This is a genomic window from Kribbella yunnanensis (assembly GCF_039529655.1).
GTDB lineage: Bacteria > Actinomycetota > Actinomycetes > Propionibacteriales > Kribbellaceae > Kribbella > Kribbella yunnanensis.
In genome coordinates this window covers 104,250-122,835 of sequence record NZ_BAAANF010000023.1, presented here as the reverse complement: position 1 = coordinate 122,835, position 18,586 = coordinate 104,250, and the positions used below count along the sequence as shown (strand labels likewise).

The window sequence follows — 18,586 nt, the reverse complement described above, 5'->3', positions numbered from 1 at the left end:
GTCAGGCACCATGGAGGCCGTGAGCTCTCCCAATCCGCGCCGACCGATCATGCCGGGCAACAAGCTGTTCGAGTCGTTGCCGGGTGCTGCCGACCCGGCGGCCGTGACCGAAGTCGCGCACCGGACCGCCGAGCTGCTGGTCCGCGGGGTGCGGTCGTCCGAGGACGCCGAGGTGCACGCGCGGGTCGTGAAGCTGGCCGATGACTACGGTCTCGACGAGCTCGCCGAGCTGTGGTCCGACGCGCCGTCGGATTCGTTGCCCGGTGCACTGTGGCGGCTGTACCTGTTGCGTTCCTGGGTGCACGGGAATGCGGACCAGGTGTCGCGCGAGTTCAGTACCGGCCGCAAGTATGCAGAGGTGCACGCGGTCGTCGCCGGAGTCGCCGAGCCACCCGGACCGGCCGAGGTGCGCGACATGGTGGACGCCGTACTGCGGGGTGTCGCGACTGGAGACTTCGCCACCACGCTGGATCGGGCGGCCGCGTTCGCGCGGATCATCGCGACCGGCCGGGCACATCTGGCCGATGACGGTCACGACGAGGTGCTGTCGGCGTCGAAGCTGGTCGAGATGGCAGACCAGTTGCAGACCTCGGCGCGCGCCGAACGCGCCGGCCAACTCTGGTAGTTACCCACGGGTCGTTGCCCCGACGGTGGTTGCATAGTGCGGCGCAAGATGTTATGGCGTCCAGCGCCCCGAGAACTCAACAGGACAAGGGATTTGGGCACCGGTTACACTGTTCGAGGTGTCGGGCCGGTGCAAGCCCCGGGTCCCAAATAAAGCCGCTACGAGCGGCCACGCGCCGTGAGGCGCTTCCCGGTCCGGCACCCCTACTTTTCACCCTGCTGGAATGCTGCTCGGGTGCTCGGGCGGGTGAGCCCCTGCGGTGCTAGCTTCCGGCGAGTGAGGCTTATCGCAGGTGTGGTCGCCGCCGGTCTGATCGTGACCGGCTGTTCGACGGCCGATTCCAAGGACATCCGCACGAGCGGAATCAAGGCCGGTCTGCACGTGACGGTCAAGGACCACGAGCAGCGTGCCGACGTGCTCGCGACTCTGCGCGCCGGCACCTTGACCTTCGTCAAGCTCAACGACGGCGAATCGATCAGCGCGTCCGGCGGCGGTGGGTCGGTCAAGCTCGAGCGCCACAAGTCTCTCGGGGTCACCAACTACTCCGGCCGGCTCGACGGCACCCTGAACGCCGGTACCGAGGTCACCTTCGACCTGCAGCGGAACAGCGAGAACGAACCCGCTCCGCGCTCGGTCGTCTCGCTCCCCGAGCGGGTCCTCCTGACCGCACCGGCCAACGGGACGACGTACTCGCGCCGCGCAGCGATCCCGGTGCGTTTCGAGACCGTGCCGACCGATCAGCAGACGAAGGTGAAGTGGGACGGTCTCTGCATCCAAGGCGGCGAGATGCAGGTGCCGTCCGGGGCCGGCTCAGTAGTCGTTCCGGGCGGCAAGATCACGGTCGCGCCGCCACCCACCGCGACACCGGCCGGTCAGAGTGCGACCACCTGCAACGTCCGCATCACCGTGATCCGGACGACCACCGGTTCGCTGGACCCGGCGTACAAGGAGGGCTCGGTGATCGGCGAGGCGCAGTCCGCCCGCGACATCGTGTCGACTCCGTGAATGCTTGACGGTTACCTCCTGGCCTTTTGTCGGATACCTTCCCCAGAGACTCTCGGGGCACCCGCCCACCCTCCCCCGGAAGGAATCCCTCATGCACCGCCTTCCCCGTGCGCTGCTGCCGCTTGCCCTCGTCGGCGGCCTGCTGCTGCCGGCCGCGCCTGCGGCAGCTCATCGCGGCAGCTTCGACATCCAGGGACACCGCGGCGGCCTCGGCCTGACCGTCGAGAGCACGATCGCGTCGTTCGCCCACGGTCTCGAGGTCGGTGTCAGCACCCTCGAGCTCGATGTGCAGATCACCCAGGACGGCCACGCCGTGGTCACCCACGACCGCAAGATCGGCGCGAACAAGTGCCGCGACACCGCGCCGTACACGCCGAACGACCCGGAGTACCCGTATGTCGGCAAGTACATCAACACGCTCAGCCTGAACCAGGTCAAGCAGCTCGACTGCGGTTCGCTGACGCAGCCGGAACACCCGGCCCAGCAGCCCGACCCCGGCGCCCGGATGCCCGAGCTGCGGGAGGTCTTCGCGCTCGTGCACCGCTATCACGCCAACGACGTGAAGCTGAACATCGAGACCAAGGTCGAGGCCGGCGCGCCGAGCGAGACCGCGCCGCGCGAGGAGTTCGTCCAGGTCGTCGCGCAGGAGATCCGCAAGGCGCGGATCGCTCGCCAGGTGACGATCCAGAGCTTCGACTGGGGCGCACTGATGCGGATGCGCCAGGTCGCGCCCGAGCTGCCGCTGGTCGCGCTGACGAACTACGACTTCCTGCAGACCGGTCAGCCCGGCAAGTCGCCGTGGCTCGGCGGGATCGACATCGACGACTTCGGCGGTGACCTGGTCAAGGCGACCAAGTCGTTCGGCGCGTCGGCGATCTCGCCGGTGCACGGGTTCCCGCAGAACGGCAAGATCACCGACCCGAACTACAAGCCGTACGTGACCGCGGACATGGTGAAGTCGGCACACCAGGCCGGGATGAAGGTGGTCCCGTGGACGATCGACGACCCGGCGACCATGCAGTCGCTGATCGACAAGGGCGTCGACGGGATCATCACCGACTACCCCGATCGGCTGCGTTCCGTCGTACGGGACAACGGGTTCCGGTTGCCGCGCACGTACGACGCGCCGGCCGTCCGCGCGTTGCCGTCGGCGCATGCGCACAACGACTACGAGCACCGGCGGCCGTTGCAGGACGCGTTGGACCGTGGGTTCAACAGTGTCGAGGCGGATGTCTGGCTGGTCGACGGCGAACTGCTGGTCGCGCATGATCTGGAGGACGCCAAGCCGGGTCGCACGCTGGAGAGCCTGTACCTGAAGCCGCTGGCCGATCGGGTTCGCGCGAACCACGGCCAGGTCTACCGGCACGGCCGCGACTTCCAGTTGCTGATCGACATCAAGAGCGACGGACCATCGACGTACGCGGCTGTCGATGCGGCGCTGCGGAAGTACCGCGGGATCAGCACGATCTTCGCCAACGGCCGCGTCCTGAAGGGTGCGGTCACCTCGGTGATCAGCGGCAACCGTCCGCTCGACGTACTGAGGGCCCAGAAGATCCGGTACGCCGGGTACGACGGCCGCCTGAGCGACCTCCGCTCGGGGATGCCGGCGTCGCTGATGCCGCTGGTCAGCGACAACTGGACGAACAACTTCACCTGGGTCGGTGTCGGCCCGATGCCGGCCGCCGAGCAGGCGAAGCTGCGTGAGATCGTCCAGACCGCCCACCACGCCGGATATCGCGTCCGGTTCTGGGCTACCCCGGATACCCGCGGTGCGGCGCGCGAAGCGCTCTGGTCCGAACTGACCGCGGCCGGTGTCGACCACCTCAACACCGACGACCTGCACGGCCTGGAAGATTTCCTCCGCAAGAACTAGCTAGGTGACTTCCGTGAGGGCGATGACATCACCGCCCTCACGGAACATCCGCTGCTGCCGCAACGCGCCGTTCCCGTCGGAGAGCGCTCGCGCAATCCCGTCGGCGACCAGGTCTTCATCGCCAAGCTGCTGCAGCGCGGGACCGACGTGTTGCAGCAACCGCTTGAGCACCTCCGCCACTGGCAGCAACTCCCCCGTCGTCACCTCCAGACCACCTGCCGTAAGACCGTCGCGAGCAGCCAGCCAGTACGCCGCTCGCAGGATCTCCGGCTGCAGTGTCGGGCCCAGGTCCCCCGCGTCCAAGGCGGTCATCACCAGCGCCCGGCTCAGCGTCGCAAGCAGTACGGTCTCGTCGACGGTCAACGGAACGTCGCTGACCCGCACCTCGATCGTGGGTAGATGGGAACACGGGCGGACGTCCCAATAGATCATCTGCTCGTCCATGGCCGTGCCGACCGCGACATGCATCGCGACGAGCGCCTCGTAGTGCTCGACGGACTCGAGGTACGGCGGCGGTCCGGCACTCGGCCAGCGCGACCACATCAGCCACCGCCAGCTTGCGAACCCGGTGTCCTGCCCGAGGTAGATCGGTGAGTTGGCCGTGAGCGCCAGCAGCGCGGGCAACCACGGCCGCAGGTGGTTGGAAACCCGGATCGCCGCCTCCTGATCCGGCACATCCACATGCACATGACACCCGCAGATGCCCTGCTCCCGCGCGAGCAGACCGAACTTCTCGGCCATCTCGCGGTACCGCGGTTTCTTGGTCACCAACTGGGCGGCCTTCCCGGCCGGCGGTACGGCGATCGCGAGCAGGCGGGCACCCTCGCTGTGCGCCGCACCGGCGAGCTCGGAACGCATGCTGATCAGGTGCTGATGCAGTTCGGCCGCGGAGTTGCAGACCGGGCTGTTGATCTCGACCTGGGCGCGGGTGAGTTCGAGCGTGACATCGAGATCGGGCAGGTCGTCGACGACGGCTTGGCTACGGGGCAACGGGTTACCGGTGGCGGAGACCAGAAGAAGCTCTTCTTCGACACCGATGGACGGATGCTTCACCCCTTGCCGGTACCCCTGGGAGAAACGGGTTACCCTCGTCCGCGTGAGTCTGCCGATCGTCACTGCCACCCGGTACGTGCTGCCGTTGCGTGAGGGAGGGTCACTGCCCGGAGTTGTCGAGGGCAACGACCTTGGCACCTACGTGATCAAGTTCCACGGCGCCGGGCAAGGACCGAAGGCGCTGGTCGCCGAGGTGATCGTCGGCGAACTGTTCCGGCGGCTCGGCCTGCGGGTGCCCGAGCTGAAGCGGATCATGCTCGATCCGGTGATCGGCAAGTCGGAACCCGACTACGAAGTGCAGACGCTGCTCACGAACAGCGCCGGCCTGAACCTCGCGGTCGACTTCCTCCCCGGCTCCTTCGGGTACGACGGCTCGGCCGGCAACCCCGGTGATGCGGGGATGGCCAAGATCCTCTGGCTGGACGCATTCGTTGCGAACGTCGACCGCTCTTGGCGCAACACCAATCTGCTGGTCTGGCACAAGAACCTCTGGCTGATCGACCACGGTGCCGCGTTGTACTTCCACCACTCCTGGATGTCGGCGGAGAAGTTCGCCACGCTCGCGTACGACGCCGATGACCACGTGTTCTCGATCGCAGCACCCGGCGTACCGGCGGTGGCGGATGAGCTGGCCGCGGCGATCACGCCCGAGTTGCTCACCGAGGTGATCGCGCTGGTACCGGACGAGTGGCTTGGCGAAGGGGATCGTGAGCGCTATCTCGGGCATCTGCTGGCGCGGTTGGAACATCGGTCCGCGTGGCAGCCGGGTGGTGCATCGTGACTGACCTGGTTCCGTTCGACTACGTGATTCTGCGCGCTGCGCCGCGCATCCATCGTGGCGAGTTCGTCAACGTCGGCGCGGTGCTCTACTGCCGCGCGCTCGACTTCCTCGGCGCTGCCTGGGACGTCGAGCCGACGCGACTCCGCGCACTCGATCCGGCCGTCGACGTGGACGTGGTGTGCGCGTCACTGGAGCACATTCGAGCGATCTGCGCCGGTGATCCCGCGGGCGGTCCCGCGGCGGCGACCCGGATCGGCGAGCGCTTCCGCTGGCTCGCCGCGCCGCGCAGTACCGTCGTACATCCGAGTCCGATCCACAGCGGGCTCACCAACGCGCCCGCCGCGGATCTGGATCGTTTGCTTGAAGCGTTCGTCCGTTAGCCGAGGGCCTTCGACACCACGTCGCGGGCCTCGACGAAGACCTCTTCGAGGTGCTCGGCACCCTTGAAGGACTCGCCGTAGATCTTGTACAGGTCCTCGGTCCCGGACGGCCGCGCCGCGAACCACGCCGACTCGGTCGTCACCTTCAACCCACCGATCGCGGCGCCGTTCCCCGGCGCACTGGTCAGCCGGTCGACGATCGGCTCACCGGCCAGCTCGGTCGCGGTGACCGCATCGGCCGACAGCCCGGACAGCCGCGCCTTCTGATCGCGGGTCGCCGGAGCGTCCACCCGCGAGTACGCCGATGCTCCGAATCGCTCGACGAGTTTCGCGTGCGCCTGGGACGGGGTTTCGCCGGTGACCGCGGTGATCTCGCTGGCCAGCAACGCGAGCAGGATGCCGTCCTTGTCCGTCGTCCACACCGTGCCGTCGAACCGCAGGAAACTCGCGCCCGCCGACTCCTCACCGCCGAAGCCGACCGACCCGTCGATGAGGCCCGGCACGAACCACTTGAAGCCGACCGGAACCTCCCACAACCGCCGGCCGAGATCCGCGACCACACGGTCGATCAGCGAGGACGACACCAGCGTCTTGCCGACAGCGACCTCCGGACCCCACTTGCGGTTCGCGAACAGATACGAGATCGCGACCGCGAGATAGTGGTTCGGGTTCATCAGCCCGGCGTCCGGCGTGACAATGCCGTGCCGGTCCGAATCCGCGTCGTTCCCGGTGGCGACGTCGTACCGGTCCTTCTGGGCGACCAGGGACGCCATCGCGTACGGCGAGGAGCAGTCCATCCGGATCTTGCCGTCGTGGTCCAGCGTCATGAACGACCACGCCGGGTCGAGCCGCGGGTTGACCACGGTCAGGTCGAGCCCGTGCCGCTCGGCGATCGCGGCCCAGTAGTCGACGCTCGCACCGCCGAGCGGGTCGGCGCCGATCTTGACCCCGGCGTTGCGGATGGCATCCAGGTTGAGCACCGACGGCAGGTCGTCGACGTAGTGGCCGAGGAAGTCGTAGGAACTCGCGTGCTGCCGCGCCTCCCCGAAGGGCTTGCGGCGGACCTCACGGTTGCCGCCGGCGATCAGTTCGTTCGCCCGGTTCGCGATCCAGCCGGTCGCGTCGGAGTCGGCCGGTCCGCCGTGCGGCGGGTTGTACTTGATGCCGCCGTCCCTCGGCGGGTTGTGCGACGGGGTGATGACGATGCCGTCCGCACCTGCACGCTCGACGCGGTTCAGCCGCAGGATCGCGTGCGAGACACCCGGCGTCGGCGTCAGCCGATCGTCGCTGTCGACCAGCGTCTGAACGTCGTTCCCCGCGAGCACCTCGAGAACCGTCCGCCAGGCCGGCTCGGACAATCCGTGGCTGTCCCGACCGACCAGGAGCGGACCGTTGGTCCCCTCACCGGCCCGGTACTCGCAGATCGCCTGGGTGATGGCCAGGATGTGCGCCTCGTTGAAGGCGCCGTCCAGACTCGAGCCGCGGTGGCCCGACGTACCGAAGACGACCTTCTGAGCGGGGTTCTCGACATCCGGCGTGATGCTGTCGTACGCCGTGAGCAGTGCGTCGACGTCGACGAGATCGCCGGGCTGGGCGGGCTGGCCTGCGCGTGGGTGCATGACCACATGCAAGCACAACATCCCCCTGGTGTGTGTCGATCTCTCATTGATTAAAGGTCGAGCTGGGCGACCAGGGTCTTCGGGGCGATCTGGCGGAAGGCGTTCTCGACCAGGTCGGCCAGGTGGTCCCAGTCGACGTCCTCGACGTCCAGGTAGACCCCGAGCCAGCCGCGGTGACCGACGTACGGCGGTCGGTAGAAGTGCTCGGGGTCGGCGGCGACCAGCGACTCCTGCACGCCCGGCGGCGCCGCGCACCACAAACCGATGCGGTCGTCGTGATGCTGGTTGGCGAACATCCCGAACACCTTCTTGTCCCGCACGAACCAGGTCGGTTCGCCATGGCTCAGTCGCTCGGTCGCCTCCGGCATCGCCAGGCACAGGGCTCTGAGTCGCTCGAGTACGTCCATGACCTCAGTGTCGCGGACCCGGGACCACAACGCCCGCCTCGTAGGCGTAGACGACCGCCTGCGCGCGGTCCCGCAAATCGAGCTTGGTCAGGATGTTGCTCACGTGCGACTTGACCGTCTGCTCCGCGACGCTCAGCTCGGCCGCGATCTGCCGGTTGGCGAGTCCGCGCGCGACCAGCCGCAGTACGTCGGCCTCCCGTGGCGTGAGCTTGTCCGGAGGGGTTGTGGCGACCGGCTGGGCCCGCGTGAAGTCCTCCACCAGCCGACGCGTCACCGACGGCGCCAGCAAGGCATCACCGGCCGCAACGACCCGCACCGCACCGGCCAGCTCATCCGGCGTCGAGTGCTTCAGCAGGAAGCCACTCGCGCCCGCCCGCAATGCGGCGTACACGTAGTCGTCCAGGTCGAACGTGGTCAGCATGATGACGCGCGGCGCCTCCGGACCCGCCAGGATCTCGCGGGCCGCGGCGAGTCCGTCCATGACCGGCATCCGCACGTCCATCAGGATCACGTCCGGGCTGAGTTCGGCGGCTGCGGTGATCGCCTGCGCGCCATCACCTACCTGACCGACCACCTCTATGTCGGGCTGCGCATTCAGCAGTGCGCCGAACCCAGCGCGCACCATCTCCTGATCGTCAACGACCAGTACGCGAATCGGCACCAGCCACCTCCTCTCCGACCGGTATGGCGACGTACACCAGGTAACCGCCATCAGGGGTCGGCCCGGCCGACACCGCGCCGTCTACCAGCTCGACCCGCTCGCGCATCCCCATCAGACCGTGCCCCCCACCGCCAGTGGACACGGGAGTCGCGCTGGGTCCGTTCCGCACCTTCACCTGCAGGTGCGCGTCAGCACGCCGTACCTCAACCCGTACGGCGGACCGGGGCGCGTGGCGGACCGCATTGCTCAGCGCCTCCTGCACGACTCGGTATGCGGTGAGCTGGACGGCTGGGTCGATCTCGACGAGCCACTCGGCATTGAGCTCAACCACAGCACCAGCCTGCCGAGCGGTCTCGACCAGGTCGGGCAGCTGGTCGAGACCGGGCTGCGGCTCGAGCTCCTGGTGCTCCTCGGACCGCAGCAGCCGCAGTACCCGCCGCATCTCGGTCAACGACGCACGTGCCGCCTCCCCGATCTCAGCGAACTCCTTCTGCACGTCCGCCGGTACGTCGGGCAGCCGGTGCGGCGCACTGTCGGCCCGGACGACGATCACCGACAAATGGTGTGCCACCACGTCGTGCAGCTCACGGGCGATCCGGGCCCGCTCCTGGAGACGGGCTCGCTCACCGCGCTCGGTCTCGCTGATGACCTCCTGCTCGGCCAGCCGACGCCTGGCCTCGGTGCGCGACCTGAGCAGGTCGCCCACCACTACACCGGCCGCCGACACCAGGGCCATCACGATCCCGGAGGCGAAGTTGGCGGTGCCCAGCGCCCAGCCCGGCACGTAGGCGACGACGCTCAGCACTTGGGCAGCGATCCACCACCGGATGAGCTGGCGTCTCGGCATACCCCGCGCGCCGGCGATCGCCAGGATGGCCGCGTAGCCGAAGACGCCGGTGACTGCCCACGGCCAGGGTTCACTCGAGCTGACCGCCTCACCCGTCGCCGCCGTGACCGCCGTGGTCGTGAGCGCAATCCCCAGGCCCAGCCGGGGCCGGGACCAGGCCAGCGCCAGGCTGATCGCCCGAGCGAGACCAAGCGCCAGCGCCAATGACCCACTGGCCGCGGTGAAGCCGAACGCCGCGGCCAGCGAGCCGTAGCCGATTGTGTAGTGCTGATAGAGGTCGAGCGACGAGAGCCCGAAGAGGAGCAATACAGCCAGGGCAGCTATCCAATACCACCTGCCCTGCGGCCAGGAGCCCTGTTCAGTGGTCACGATCGGACTCTTTCACAGCTGCTGGATCCACGACCAGAAGAACAACATGCCACCGGCGCAGACCGCGATGGTTGCCGGAAGCACCCACCTGGCGGTGCTGACGCCGTACACCTTGCGGATCAGCGCGGCGTGCAGGGCCGCGATCCCGCCGAGGACCAACGGGATCAGCACGATGATCGGGATCGACACCGCTGCGTGCACCGCCCAAGCGCCGGCTCTGGTCGGGCCACCCCAGGTGCCGGGACCGTACGGGCCGGATTCGACGAAGCCGTAGAACGGGCCGCGGATGATGGACGTCACGAAGAGGAGCAGCAGGAACCAGCTCATCAGTCCCAGCACCGAACTCGCCAGGCCGGCGCCGAACACCGCGAGTCCGCTCGCCTTGCGCTGCGGGTGCAGCTGCTGCCAACGGGCAGTCGCGTCATCGGGGCGGCCGATGATCGCGTCCGCCATCGCCTGGATACCGGTCGGGACGAGCCGAACGACGTACCAGAGCTGTCTGGCGACCGTGGTGGCGCGCCTGGGCAGCGGCTGGATCCGGTGGTTCGCAAGCGTTTGTGTCATGTCGTCGAGCCTAGAAATCTCTGCCGTTGTGCACCTCCGGCCAGGGAGCCAACTTGAACCCGGTACTCCGGTAGGGGGTGGGATGTGACCTAGGTCACAGTGACCACGGTCCGTGCCGTCGCGTTACACGGTCAGTGCCGAACGACGTTCTGCGTCGGCGGCGCGCGGCCAGAGTGGAGGTTCGGCATGCGCATTCGGAGTCTGGCAGTTTCCGCCGTTCTAGTCCCGGTGATGGTCCTCGCCGGGTGCGGTACCGAGGGGGCGTCGTCCGACGTCGCCGCTTCGTCCCCGGGCGCCAAGAAGGCGTCGAAACCCGGTCTCACCGAGCAGGTCAGTGGGCCCGCCGTCGGCTCCGCCGACCCCGTCGTCAACGCGTACTACGACTACCGCACCGCTCTCGACGAGATGATGCGCAGCGGCGGCGTCCAGACCGCGCAACTCAAACCCTTGATGACGACGAAGCTCTTCCAGTCGATCAGCGTCCAGGCGAAGTACTACCGGACCAAGAAGCTGCGCAACACCGGTACTACGACGGTCCTCTGGGCCAAGCGCACCCTCGCCTCCAACGGCGTCATCGTGACCGCTTGCTACGACACGACCGCCGCGAGCACCGTGGACGCCACCGGCCGTCGCGTCCTCCCGGCCGGCACCCCCACCCGCTGGCTCGATCACATGCGGGTCCAGCAGCAGAACTCCCGCTGGATCGTCGACGGCGGCAGCACTGCCGCGACTTCCTGCTAGCGGGTTCCCAGTCCTTCGGTTCGCCGCCATTTGGCACACCTCGCGTCCCGAAGCCAGCAGCGCGGAGACGCCCCTCTCCGCGCTGCTTCACTTCCCCGGTTACCGGTGGCGGACCAGTTACTGGTGGCGGACCATCTGCCGGAGGAGGGCTTCGACGGCGCCGTGCAGGTCGGCGTCGTGGTGCGGGCCTGACCAGACGACGACACAACCCTTGTCGCCGAGCATCTCCGCCACGAGTTCACGGGCGGGCGTGGGATCACCCTGGTTGAGGACGACGACCAGCCGCCGCCCGTCGCGCTGCAGCCGATCCAGCAGCGGCGGCAGCGTGGAGCCGCGGAACACCCCGGGATCGCTCTTCACCTTGGTCTCGACCATCACCCCGCGCCCGCGAATCACGAGCAGGAAGTCGGCCCGATCCCGGGTGAACTCGCGGTCGTGGTAGATCCGCGCCTTCGGCCAGAGCCGTTGCAGCGCCGCATCCACCTCCGCGTCGTACCGGTCGGCGAGCCGGCTCACCTTGGAGCTCGTCCCGCGCGGCCGGAAACGCTCCGGCGTACGGCGCCTAGGCCGGCCGTGACCGAACAGCCAACGGGTGAATTTTGTGTCGATCATCGGCGGACCCCTCGACCTCGTCGGCACTCATCGTCAGTCTCCCCAGCCGCACCGCGGACCGAACCCGGCCACTCCGATCGTGATCGCACCGCCACACAACGGGGTCTAATCTTGGTCTAGACCGTTGCGAAATCGATTGCCCGCCCCGCCCGCTCGTGAAAGGTGTCCCGGTTGCCCACCTGGAAACTCCACTTCAAGTCCGGCCCGAGTGACGTCTACCGCGCCCTGAGCACCCCGGGCGGCCGCTCGCGGTACTGGGCCGACGCGCCCGAGACGGACGGCACCATCACCTTCACCTTCCCCGACGGTTCCACGACGGAGGCCCGGATCGAGGAAGCGGTCCAGGACCGCCGCTACCGCTTCACCTGGTACGACGACCGCGTCCTCACCTTCACCCTCGACGTCGACGAGGTCGGCGGGACCGACCTCACCGTCACCGGCCCCGACGGACCCCTCGACATCTCGATGCTGCTGCGGCTGAAGGCGTGGGTCGACTTCGGTGTCGACCTCCGCAACCACGACGGCACCCGCCGTACCGGCTATCTCGACAGTTGATGCCTTAGGCAACTGTTTATTTCGGTTGCGCGCGGGGTCCCCGGCCGGGTCTGATGGATGGCCGGGACAACGGAAGGACCGAGGTGGAACCGCTCAGCATCGACGAGATCAAAGGCTCGTTCGTCAATTCGACCAGGAGCCTGGTCAAGGCGATGACCCCGCCACCGGGGTTCACCGAACTCCCCTGGGAGTCCCTCGACTACCTCGGCTGGCGCGACCCGAAGGCCCCGAACCGCGGCTACCTCGTCGTACGACGCGACGGCGGCGTCACCGGGATCGCCCTCAACACCCAGGCGACCAGCAAACCCCGCCGCGGCACCGGCCTCTGCGACCTCTGCAACACCGCCCACCAGATCACCGACGTAGCCCTCTTCGCCGCCCGCCGCGCCGGCCCCGCAGGCCGAGCCGGCAACACCGTCGGCACCTACATCTGCGCCGACCTCGCCTGTTCCCTCTACCTCCGCGGCCTCCGCGACCCCGAAGTACCCCAGGGCGAAACCATCTCCCCCGAACTCCGCGCCGACCGCCTCACCACCCGCCTCGACACCTTCGTCACGCGAGTCCTTGCCTGACACCCCACTAAACTGATCGCATGACGGAGTTCAGGATCACCCACGAGATTCACGAGGCCCACCCGGACATCCGCGAACGCCTCACCGCCACCACGATCGAGGCGATCAACGAGTCCAGCGCCCGCTCCGCCGAGGACGCCGCCCGCGTCCTCCTCCACAAACTCGCCGAAATCGGCGTCCACATGAGCGAAGCCGCCTGCCTGGCCGCCGTAGAACGCATCCGCTCCGGCAAACAACTCCGCTTCGAAATAGAAGAAGCCAACTAACCAGTTGCCCGTTCATCGCTCCGGGCACCTGGCCGCCTCCGGCGCGCTCGCTGGAGGCAACCATCAGCTCCTGAGGTCGGCGGGGGTAAGCAGCGGGTGGAGCGTCAGACCGGCTTCGGTCAGGGGGTCGGGGGTGGTGGGGTTGCGGTTGATGACGCAGATGGCGTGGGTGATGGTGGCTCCTGCGGTGCGGAGGTCTTGGGTCGACAGCACGATCTGACCGCCTGTCGTCACCACGTCTTCGACGATCGTCACGCGGCGGCCCGCTACGTCGGCTCCTTCGGCCAAGCGGCGCGTGCCGTACTCCTTCGCTCGCTTCCGCACGAACGCGCACGGCAACCCGGTGTGTCGACTGAGCGCGGTCACCACGGGGATCCCGCCCATCTCGAGCCCGGCGAGCACCTCGGTGTCGGCCGGGACCAGCGCGACCATCGCCGCGGCGATCTCGTCGAGCAATACCGGATCAGCCTCGAAGCGGTACTTGTCGAAGTACTTCCCCGTCACCTGCCCCGACCGCAGCAGGAACTCCCCGGTCAGATGCGCAGTCTGATAGATCCGTCGCCCCAACTCCGCAGTCTCCACGTGCGCACCCTAACTCGCGTGCTGCTGCGGTATCTCCTCCGGCGGCAACAGTCGCCGGAACGCATCCACCGAGATGATCGGTACGCCGAACTCCCGGGCCGCTCGCGCCTTGACCGACAAACTGTCCGGGTCCGCCGCCACCACAAACGTCGTGTCCGGCCGCACCGCCTCTTGCGGCGCGAACCCGGCGGCGACCGCGCGGTCCCACCACACCTCGCGCGGCTCGATCATGTCGCCGGTGAACACCAGCGTGCTCCCCACCGGGAACCCATCCGCGCCGGGTCGCGACGGTACGACGTACTCCCCGGAGCTTGCCTTGAGCAACGCATCGTCCACGTCGGAATCCAGATACCCCAGCATCACGGCCACCCGGTCGAGATCGCTACGCCGCTCCGGCGTAATCCCACCCGCCGCCCAGGACGCGTCGGCCAGCCCGGAAACGTAGTCACAGTGGAGATCCTGGACCTGCAACCGCGTCAACCCGAGCTCCGTCGCGACCTGCACCAACTGGTCAGCATCAGTCGCCGTGATCTCCCGGTTCGCCAGGATCCCGTCGAGCAACGCCAGATACGAATCGGCCTGCGGCGGCTCCGGAACCCGCGGCAGTTGGTCGACCAGCCGGCTCATCCACCCATGCCGACCCCCAGCATGCACCGGACGAATCGTCGGTGTGAACTCACTCCCCGGCAACTCCGGCCACCGCAACCCACGGATCTCTTCGTACGCCCATTGCCACGGCGGTGGTGACGGAAACGCCTGCAGATACTGACCGAACAGCTCAGCCGTAGCCCGCGTATCGGCCAGCGCCGAGTGCCAACCTTCAAGCGAGATCCCAGCCGCCGCACAGCACGCACCGAGGGTCCGCTTAGCTCCCGGATACAGATGCCCGGCCAGCGCCATCGTGCACATCGACCGCTCGGTGATCAACGGCACCACCACCCCGAGCCGCGCGAACTCCGCCCGCAGGAACCCGAGATCGAACTCGACGTTGTGCCCAACAACCATTCGCCCCGCCAGCAACTCCCCCAACCGCCGCGCGACAGCAACGAACTCCGGCGCGCCCAGCACGTCGGCAGTGAGAATCCCGTGGATGTGCTGCGGTCCCAGGTCGCGCTGTGGATTCAGCAGCGTGACCCACTCGTCCTCGACCTGCCCACGCGCGTCCAGCAGGACAACCGCAATCTCGATCACCCGGTGCCGATGGCTCGGCAACAGGCCGGTCGTCTCAGTGTCGATCACGGCATACATCGCGGGCCTCCTCGAACTCGGTTTCCGACCCACGACAAGCCAATCAGATGCCACCGACAGTTTCCGCGCGGCTACTCGGCGGGGACGTCGACCGCGATCTCGTCGCCCAGTTTCGCACCGTGCATCAGCGCGAGTTCGTCACCACTCCAGAACCGGCCCGGGTCGTACCAGTTCGGCCGCCGCCCGGGCATCAGCAGCCCCATCTCCTCGTACGTGACCGCGACGACCTCGGCGCAGTACGCGAACTCCAGCTCCAGCTCGCGCCGACCGCGCTTCAGCGCCGGGATCCGCCCGCGCACCCACCGCGAAGCGAGCCGAGCCGTCGACGGGAACGGCGTACCGTCCAGGCGCGCGACAGTCCGCAGTACGGCGTCCTCCATGTCGTGCGTGACCGGGTGGTCCAGCTGCCGCAACCAGCCGCGCTGACCGTACTTGCGCGCCCAGACCGTCACCGCGTCCCGCAGGTCGTGCAGCTGCACCCCGCGGTGATGCGTACCGGTCCAGATGTCGGGTAGCGAGCGGCCGAGTTCCGCGTGCCACAGCAGCGGCGGCAGATCGTCGATCACGATCGCCATCCCGACATGGTTGACAGGGCTGTTGGTCATCGTCTGGATCGCTCGATCGGCGGCACTCTCACCGCGGAACAGCCAAATGTCACCTGTTCGTGTCAGATCCGTAGCGTCATCCAGTGAAATCCGGCTTTCCACGTCGCTAGATTAGTCGCCATGAAGGTATGGAAGGTCGTAGGACTTGCGGGGCTCGTCGGCGTGGCCGCAACGGGCGTGGTGATTGCACGGGGCGAGCGGAAGCGTCGCGCCTACACGCCCGAAGAGGTGCGGGACCGCCTCAAGGAGCGCGTCAAGCAGTCCGCACACGCCTGACTCAGCAGCTCAGAACCCGGTACGACGATCGGCCGGGCGCGAGGACGCCGTAACTCGGTGGTACGGCGACACCCCTCCGCGCCCGGCCGAAGCCATGTCCAGATCCTACGCCGGGCCTGGGATCACGTCCTGACCACGCGTTTCGGCTAAAGGTTGTGTAGGGCAACTTCTTCTAGCCGACCGGCCGTGATCGTGGCCGTTTGAAACGTGCAGTACGGCTGCCGGCGCCGGTCCGTGGGTGATCCCGGATTCAACAGCCGCAGCCCGCCTGGAGCCGTGGTGTCCCAGGGGATGTGGCTGTGCCCGAAGACGAGCAGGTCTACTCCCGGGTAAGCCCGCTCGCACCGCTCCTCGCGGCCCTTCGACGCGCCGGTCTCATGCACGACTGCCACGGACAGCCCGTCGAGCGTCACCCGGGCGACCTCCGGCAGCCGGGCGCGTAGCTCGGGACCGTCGTTGTTACCCCAGCAGCCGATCAATCTGGCGGCCCGCTCCTCCAGCTCGTCGAGCAGCGCGACGTTCACCCAGTCACCGGCGTGAATCACCACATCAGCTGCATCGATCGCGTCCCACACCGCATCAGGCAGCCGCTTCGCCCGCACGGGCAGGTGAGTGTCCGAAATCAGCACCAGGCGCATCCCCACACCTTCTACTCCTCCAGCGCCGCGATCAACTCCTTCTCCCGGCCGAGGCTCAGACCGGCGCGACGCTCCCGGTCCAGACCCAACTCGCGCTCCCAGGCGAGCGCGTCGGCCAGGAACTCCCGTCGCGGCCGATGCACCAGCCCGGCCGCTTCCGCCGCAACCCCGCTCCGGCAGGACCAACCGGCGTACTCGGGGTCGGTCATCCACATCGTGAGCGACTCGGGCCCCATGTACTGCTCGACCTTCCGCTCCTCCAGCCACTCCGGCTTCGCGAGGACTACGGGGCCGGTGTGACCGCCGACCTCCCGCGCAAGCTCGATCCACTCACCGAACGGCACGACCGGTCCGCGGGTATCGAACGTGCCGGTGCGCCCCTCGGTGGCGCAGTCCAGCAACCACGCGGCGAGATCACGCACATCGATCACCGCGGTGGGCAGGTCTGGTGAATCCGGGACCAGCAGCGGCTCCGACGGCTCCAGCGCGGCTCGCGCCACCCATGCCCCGGACCGATCACTCTGGTCACCCGGCCCACCGATCAGCCCCGCCCGCGCGATCACCAGGCGATCCCCGACCGCGTCAACCGATGCGAACTCGCAGGCCACCTTCGCTTCGCCGTACTGCTCCCGCTCGACGACGTCACTCTCGGAGGGCGCCCGTAACGCCGCGCTCTCATCTGCTCCCGGCGTATCGAACTTCTCGTACACGTTCACCGAGGACACATACGTCCAGTGCTTCGCCCGCGGCCCGAACGCCGCCAGCGCCCCGCGCACGAACCCCGGCTGCCAGGACACCTCGAAGACGGCATCCCACTCGCGCGCCGGCACCGCGTCGTACGCGTCCGGAAGGCTCCGGTCGACGGCCACCAACTCCGCCCCCTCGGCCACCCCGCCGCTCTCACCCCGTGCCACACAGGTCACCGAATGCCCACGCGCCAGCGCCTGCGTCGCGAGCTCACGCCCCAGCCATGCCGTCCCGCCAAGGATCAGAATCTCCATGCAGGTAAGCCAATCAGGCCCCGCCGACAATTCCCAAGTGCCTTAGCCGAGGGCAGAAAGCATGCCGTAAGGCCCGAACCCTTGCCGACGGCCCGATCCGGGCGCAGTGTCGGCAGTGAGCGGCATCCGAGAACGGGTGCCTTGGGCAAGGGGGAGACATGGCTGGTTTCGTTCAGATCATCGAGTACCGGACCTCGAAACCGGACGAGGTTGCGGCACTGGCCGATGACTACCAGGCAAAGCGCGAAGCGGGCGGCGACGGTCCGCGCCCGATCCGCTCCATCATGTGTTCGGACCGCAACGAGTCCGGACGCTACTTCGCGGTCGTCGAGTTCGCGTCGTACGAGGAAGCGATGGAGAACTCGGCCCGTTCCGACACCGGCGAATTCGCCGCCGGCCTGATGGAGCTGTGCGACGGTCCGACGACGTTCTACGACCTCGACATCGTCCGCGACGCCAACTTCAGCTGAAGGGCTCGGGCCCAGCCGGACTCGCATTCGGCTGGGCCCGAGACTGGGGGGCGGTGGTACCGGCCCGGATCCGCGGCGCCGGACCCGGACTCGCTAGTGGGTTCAGCGAAAGACGCGGTACGACGACCAGCTGCCCGGCGGCGCACCGCCGTACGAGCCCTGGTCGCGCTCGTGGTGCAAGGGGTCAGGGTCCTCAGGCTCAGGCGCAGAGTGCAGATCCGGCCAAGGTCGCGCCGCCAGCGTCTCCCGCGGCGGCAACGCCGGCCCCGGATCAGGCCCCGACTCGTCATCAAGCCACTCGACCTCAGTAGCCCCGCCATGCCCGTGGATCGCGACAACGGACTCGATCCCGTCCCACACAGTCGTGGTCGGATAATCGCCGTACCACCGCAGCGCCACCGCCCCGTCGGTGAACTGCACCCCCTCGGCAACCGGCCCGGTCCCGCTCACCCCGGAAACATCATGATGCCGAATCAGCCGAAACCGACGAGAGCTCATTTCGGCGCAACCTCCCACAACCGCTCCCCCGGCAGCGCCCGGTACTTCCCCGGATCAGCCACCGGAATCGGATCGCTGGTCACCTTCAAACCAGCGAACCGCCGCGCCATAGCCTCCGCATACCGCTCGGCCAACTCAGCCTCGGCACTGTAATCCGCGACGACGTGGTCCCCGAACCACACCCGCACGCGACACCGTTGCGGACCAGGATCGCCGGCCATCTCAATGCACCCGGCGAGTCAAGGTCGTTCCCATCAGCGGCTTCCAAGACCTACGGTTCACGTCGATCACTTCCACTTCCCTGTGGGGATGGGTTCACAGGAAGTGACGGCCCCCAC

Annotated in this window: 25 protein-coding genes; 11 read left to right on the top strand and 14 right to left on the bottom strand. The window is 68.0% G+C overall.

Annotation, left to right across the window (positions count from 1 at the left end; genetic code table 11):
* The first annotated feature begins 19 nt into the window (after positions 1-19).
* The 3 genes from ABD231_RS34975 (at position 20) to ABD231_RS34965 (ending at position 3,503) form a co-directional block, all read left to right on the top strand.
* Positions 20-625: a hypothetical protein gene (locus ABD231_RS34975; RefSeq protein ID WP_344162075.1), complete on the top strand. Its 606-nt coding sequence runs from the start codon at positions 20-22 to the stop codon at positions 623-625.
* Between the two features lie 276 nt (positions 626-901).
* On the top strand, positions 902-1,630 hold the full coding sequence (locus ABD231_RS34970; protein WP_344162072.1) for a hypothetical protein: 729 nt from the start codon (positions 902-904) through the stop codon (positions 1,628-1,630).
* 91 nt (positions 1,631-1,721) lie between these two features.
* Positions 1,722-3,503 (top strand): glycerophosphodiester phosphodiesterase family protein, encoded by a 1,782-nt coding sequence (locus ABD231_RS34965; protein WP_344162069.1) that lies wholly within the window; start codon positions 1,722-1,724, stop codon positions 3,501-3,503.
* On the opposite strand, the gene ABD231_RS34960 is transcribed toward ABD231_RS34965, so the two are convergent.
* Complete coding sequence (locus ABD231_RS34960; protein ID WP_344162066.1) at positions 3,504-4,556, bottom strand: carboxylate-amine ligase; 1,053 nt, start codon at positions 4,554-4,556, stop codon at positions 3,504-3,506.
* A 43-nt stretch (positions 4,557-4,599) separates the two neighbouring features.
* On the opposite strand from ABD231_RS34960, the gene ABD231_RS34955 reads away from it, so the two are divergent.
* Both ABD231_RS34955 and ABD231_RS34950 read left to right on the top strand, forming a co-directional pair.
* Positions 4,600-5,337 (top strand): HipA family kinase, encoded by a 738-nt coding sequence (locus ABD231_RS34955; RefSeq protein ID WP_344162063.1) that lies wholly within the window; start codon positions 4,600-4,602, stop codon positions 5,335-5,337.
* Positions 5,334-5,717 (top strand): DUF3037 domain-containing protein, encoded by a 384-nt coding sequence (locus ABD231_RS34950; RefSeq protein ID WP_344162060.1) that lies wholly within the window; start codon positions 5,334-5,336, stop codon positions 5,715-5,717. Before ABD231_RS34955 ends, ABD231_RS34950 begins: the two co-directional genes overlap by 4 nt.
* Here ABD231_RS34950 and pgm read toward each other — a convergent pair.
* Genes pgm through ABD231_RS34925 form a run of 5 tightly spaced genes read right to left on the bottom strand, consistent with a single transcriptional unit; the run spans position 5,714 to position 10,184 of the window.
* Complete coding sequence (pgm, locus tag ABD231_RS34945; RefSeq protein ID WP_425554236.1) at positions 5,714-7,336, bottom strand: phosphoglucomutase (alpha-D-glucose-1,6-bisphosphate-dependent); 1,623 nt, start codon at positions 7,334-7,336, stop codon at positions 5,714-5,716. The genes ABD231_RS34950 and pgm overlap by 4 nt on opposite strands.
* 50 nt (positions 7,337-7,386) lie before the next feature.
* Positions 7,387-7,743 carry an MmcQ/YjbR family DNA-binding protein gene (locus tag ABD231_RS34940; protein ID WP_344162054.1) on the bottom strand — a complete coding sequence of 119 codons (357 nt, stop codon included), beginning with the start codon at positions 7,741-7,743 and terminating at the stop codon, positions 7,387-7,389.
* 4 nt (positions 7,744-7,747) lie between these two features.
* Positions 7,748-8,404, bottom strand: a complete 657-nt coding sequence (locus tag ABD231_RS34935) for a response regulator (RefSeq protein WP_344162051.1) — start codon at positions 8,402-8,404, stop codon at positions 7,748-7,750.
* Positions 8,379-9,620: a sensor histidine kinase gene (locus tag ABD231_RS34930; protein ID WP_344162048.1), complete on the bottom strand. Its 1,242-nt coding sequence runs from the start codon at positions 9,618-9,620 to the stop codon at positions 8,379-8,381. The genes ABD231_RS34935 and ABD231_RS34930 overlap by 26 nt, the downstream gene beginning before the upstream one ends.
* Before the next feature lie 12 nt (positions 9,621-9,632).
* The gene (locus tag ABD231_RS34925) at positions 9,633-10,184 is read right to left on the bottom strand and encodes a hypothetical protein (RefSeq protein ID WP_344162045.1); all 552 of its coding nucleotides are present in this window, start codon (positions 10,182-10,184) and stop codon (positions 9,633-9,635) included.
* 186 nt (positions 10,185-10,370) lie between these two features.
* Between ABD231_RS34925 and ABD231_RS34920 the strand changes: the two genes are divergently transcribed.
* A complete protein-coding gene (locus ABD231_RS34920) occupies positions 10,371-10,925 on the top strand; it encodes a hypothetical protein (protein ID WP_344162042.1) in 555 nt (184 codons plus the stop codon).
* Positions 10,926-11,042: 117 nt separating this feature from the next.
* Here the strand turns inward: ABD231_RS34920 and ABD231_RS34915 are convergent, their stop codons facing one another.
* Positions 11,043-11,537, bottom strand: coding sequence for a hypothetical protein (locus ABD231_RS34915; RefSeq protein ID WP_344162038.1), 495 nt, complete (start codon positions 11,535-11,537; stop codon positions 11,043-11,045).
* A gap of 171 nt (positions 11,538-11,708) precedes the next feature.
* On the opposite strand from ABD231_RS34915, the gene ABD231_RS34910 reads away from it, so the two are divergent.
* From ABD231_RS34910 to ABD231_RS34900, 3 genes are all read left to right on the top strand, one after another.
* Positions 11,709-12,092: an SRPBCC family protein gene (locus tag ABD231_RS34910; RefSeq protein ID WP_344162035.1), complete on the top strand. Its 384-nt coding sequence runs from the start codon at positions 11,709-11,711 to the stop codon at positions 12,090-12,092.
* An 83-nt stretch (positions 12,093-12,175) separates the two neighbouring features.
* Entirely contained in the window at positions 12,176-12,664 is a 489-nt protein-coding gene (locus tag ABD231_RS34905) for an FBP domain-containing protein (RefSeq protein WP_344162032.1), read from the top strand.
* Between the two features lie 20 nt (positions 12,665-12,684).
* Positions 12,685-12,930, top strand: coding sequence for a hypothetical protein (locus ABD231_RS34900; protein WP_344162029.1), 246 nt, complete (start codon positions 12,685-12,687; stop codon positions 12,928-12,930).
* Positions 12,931-12,993: 63 nt separating this feature from the next.
* On the opposite strand, the gene ABD231_RS34895 is transcribed toward ABD231_RS34900, so the two are convergent.
* The 3 genes from ABD231_RS34895 to ABD231_RS34885 all read right to left on the bottom strand — a co-directional run bounded on the left by ABD231_RS34895 (position 12,994) and on the right by ABD231_RS34885 (position 15,365).
* Positions 12,994-13,512: an orotate phosphoribosyltransferase gene (locus tag ABD231_RS34895; RefSeq protein ID WP_344162026.1), complete on the bottom strand. Its 519-nt coding sequence runs from the start codon at positions 13,510-13,512 to the stop codon at positions 12,994-12,996.
* 9 nt (positions 13,513-13,521) lie between these two features.
* Positions 13,522-14,760, bottom strand: coding sequence for an exonuclease domain-containing protein (locus tag ABD231_RS34890; protein WP_344162022.1), 1,239 nt, complete (start codon positions 14,758-14,760; stop codon positions 13,522-13,524).
* A gap of 71 nt (positions 14,761-14,831) precedes the next feature.
* On the bottom strand, positions 14,832-15,365 hold the full coding sequence (locus ABD231_RS34885) for a hypothetical protein (RefSeq protein WP_344162019.1): 534 nt from the start codon (positions 15,363-15,365) through the stop codon (positions 14,832-14,834).
* Positions 15,366-15,485: 120 nt separating this feature from the next.
* On the opposite strand from ABD231_RS34885, the gene ABD231_RS34880 reads away from it, so the two are divergent.
* Positions 15,486-15,641: a hypothetical protein gene (locus ABD231_RS34880; RefSeq protein WP_344162016.1), complete on the top strand. Its 156-nt coding sequence runs from the start codon at positions 15,486-15,488 to the stop codon at positions 15,639-15,641.
* Positions 15,642-15,787: 146 nt separating this feature from the next.
* Here the strand turns inward: ABD231_RS34880 and ABD231_RS34875 are convergent, their stop codons facing one another.
* Together ABD231_RS34875 and ABD231_RS34870 are read right to left on the bottom strand one after the other, a co-directional pair.
* Positions 15,788-16,279: a metallophosphoesterase family protein gene (locus ABD231_RS34875; protein ID WP_344162013.1), complete on the bottom strand. Its 492-nt coding sequence runs from the start codon at positions 16,277-16,279 to the stop codon at positions 15,788-15,790.
* A gap of 11 nt (positions 16,280-16,290) precedes the next feature.
* Positions 16,291-17,280, bottom strand: a complete 990-nt coding sequence (locus tag ABD231_RS34870; RefSeq protein ID WP_344162010.1) for a Rossmann-fold NAD(P)-binding domain-containing protein — start codon at positions 17,278-17,280, stop codon at positions 16,291-16,293.
* A gap of 158 nt (positions 17,281-17,438) precedes the next feature.
* On the opposite strand from ABD231_RS34870, the gene ABD231_RS34865 reads away from it, so the two are divergent.
* The gene (locus ABD231_RS34865) at positions 17,439-17,750 is read left to right on the top strand and encodes a hypothetical protein (RefSeq protein WP_344162006.1); all 312 of its coding nucleotides are present in this window, start codon (positions 17,439-17,441) and stop codon (positions 17,748-17,750) included.
* Positions 17,751-17,852: 102 nt separating this feature from the next.
* Here ABD231_RS34865 and ABD231_RS34860 read toward each other — a convergent pair whose 3' ends face one another.
* Both ABD231_RS34860 and ABD231_RS34855 read right to left on the bottom strand, forming a co-directional pair.
* Positions 17,853-18,200, bottom strand: coding sequence for a hypothetical protein (locus tag ABD231_RS34860; protein WP_344162003.1), 348 nt, complete (start codon positions 18,198-18,200; stop codon positions 17,853-17,855).
* Between the two features lie 44 nt (positions 18,201-18,244).
* Positions 18,245-18,436 carry a hypothetical protein gene (locus tag ABD231_RS34855; RefSeq protein WP_344162000.1) on the bottom strand — a complete coding sequence of 64 codons (192 nt, stop codon included), beginning with the start codon at positions 18,434-18,436 and terminating at the stop codon, positions 18,245-18,247.
* Between the last annotated feature and the right edge of the window lie 150 nt (positions 18,437-18,586).

What these genes read in the sequence shown, in the direction of transcription:
- ABD231_RS34965 (WP_344162069.1), top strand. Translation starts at nt 1,722, where the DNA reads ATGCACCGCCTTCCCCGTGCGCTGCTGCCGCTTGCCCTCGTCGGCGGC.
- pgm (WP_425554236.1), bottom strand. Translation starts at nt 7,336, where the DNA reads ATGCACCCACGCGCAGGCCAGCCCGCCCAGCCCGGCGATCTCGTCGAC.
- ABD231_RS34940 (WP_344162054.1), bottom strand. Translation starts at nt 7,743, where the DNA reads ATGGACGTACTCGAGCGACTCAGAGCCCTGTGCCTGGCGATGCCGGAG.
- ABD231_RS34925 (WP_344162045.1), bottom strand. Translation starts at nt 10,184, where the DNA reads ATGACACAAACGCTTGCGAACCACCGGATCCAGCCGCTGCCCAGGCGC.
- ABD231_RS34920 (WP_344162042.1), top strand. Translation starts at nt 10,371, where the DNA reads ATGCGCATTCGGAGTCTGGCAGTTTCCGCCGTTCTAGTCCCGGTGATG.
- ABD231_RS34915 (WP_344162038.1), bottom strand. Translation starts at nt 11,537, where the DNA reads ATGATCGACACAAAATTCACCCGTTGGCTGTTCGGTCACGGCCGGCCT.
- ABD231_RS34900 (WP_344162029.1), top strand. Translation starts at nt 12,685, where the DNA reads ATGACGGAGTTCAGGATCACCCACGAGATTCACGAGGCCCACCCGGAC.
- ABD231_RS34890 (WP_344162022.1), bottom strand. Translation starts at nt 14,760, where the DNA reads ATGTATGCCGTGATCGACACTGAGACGACCGGCCTGTTGCCGAGCCAT.
- ABD231_RS34885 (WP_344162019.1), bottom strand. Translation starts at nt 15,365, where the DNA reads ATGACCAACAGCCCTGTCAACCATGTCGGGATGGCGATCGTGATCGAC.
- ABD231_RS34880 (WP_344162016.1), top strand. Translation starts at nt 15,486, where the DNA reads ATGAAGGTATGGAAGGTCGTAGGACTTGCGGGGCTCGTCGGCGTGGCC.
- ABD231_RS34875 (WP_344162013.1), bottom strand. Translation starts at nt 16,279, where the DNA reads ATGCGCCTGGTGCTGATTTCGGACACTCACCTGCCCGTGCGGGCGAAG.
- ABD231_RS34870 (WP_344162010.1), bottom strand. Translation starts at nt 17,280, where the DNA reads ATGGAGATTCTGATCCTTGGCGGGACGGCATGGCTGGGGCGTGAGCTC.
- ABD231_RS34865 (WP_344162006.1), top strand. Translation starts at nt 17,439, where the DNA reads ATGGCTGGTTTCGTTCAGATCATCGAGTACCGGACCTCGAAACCGGAC.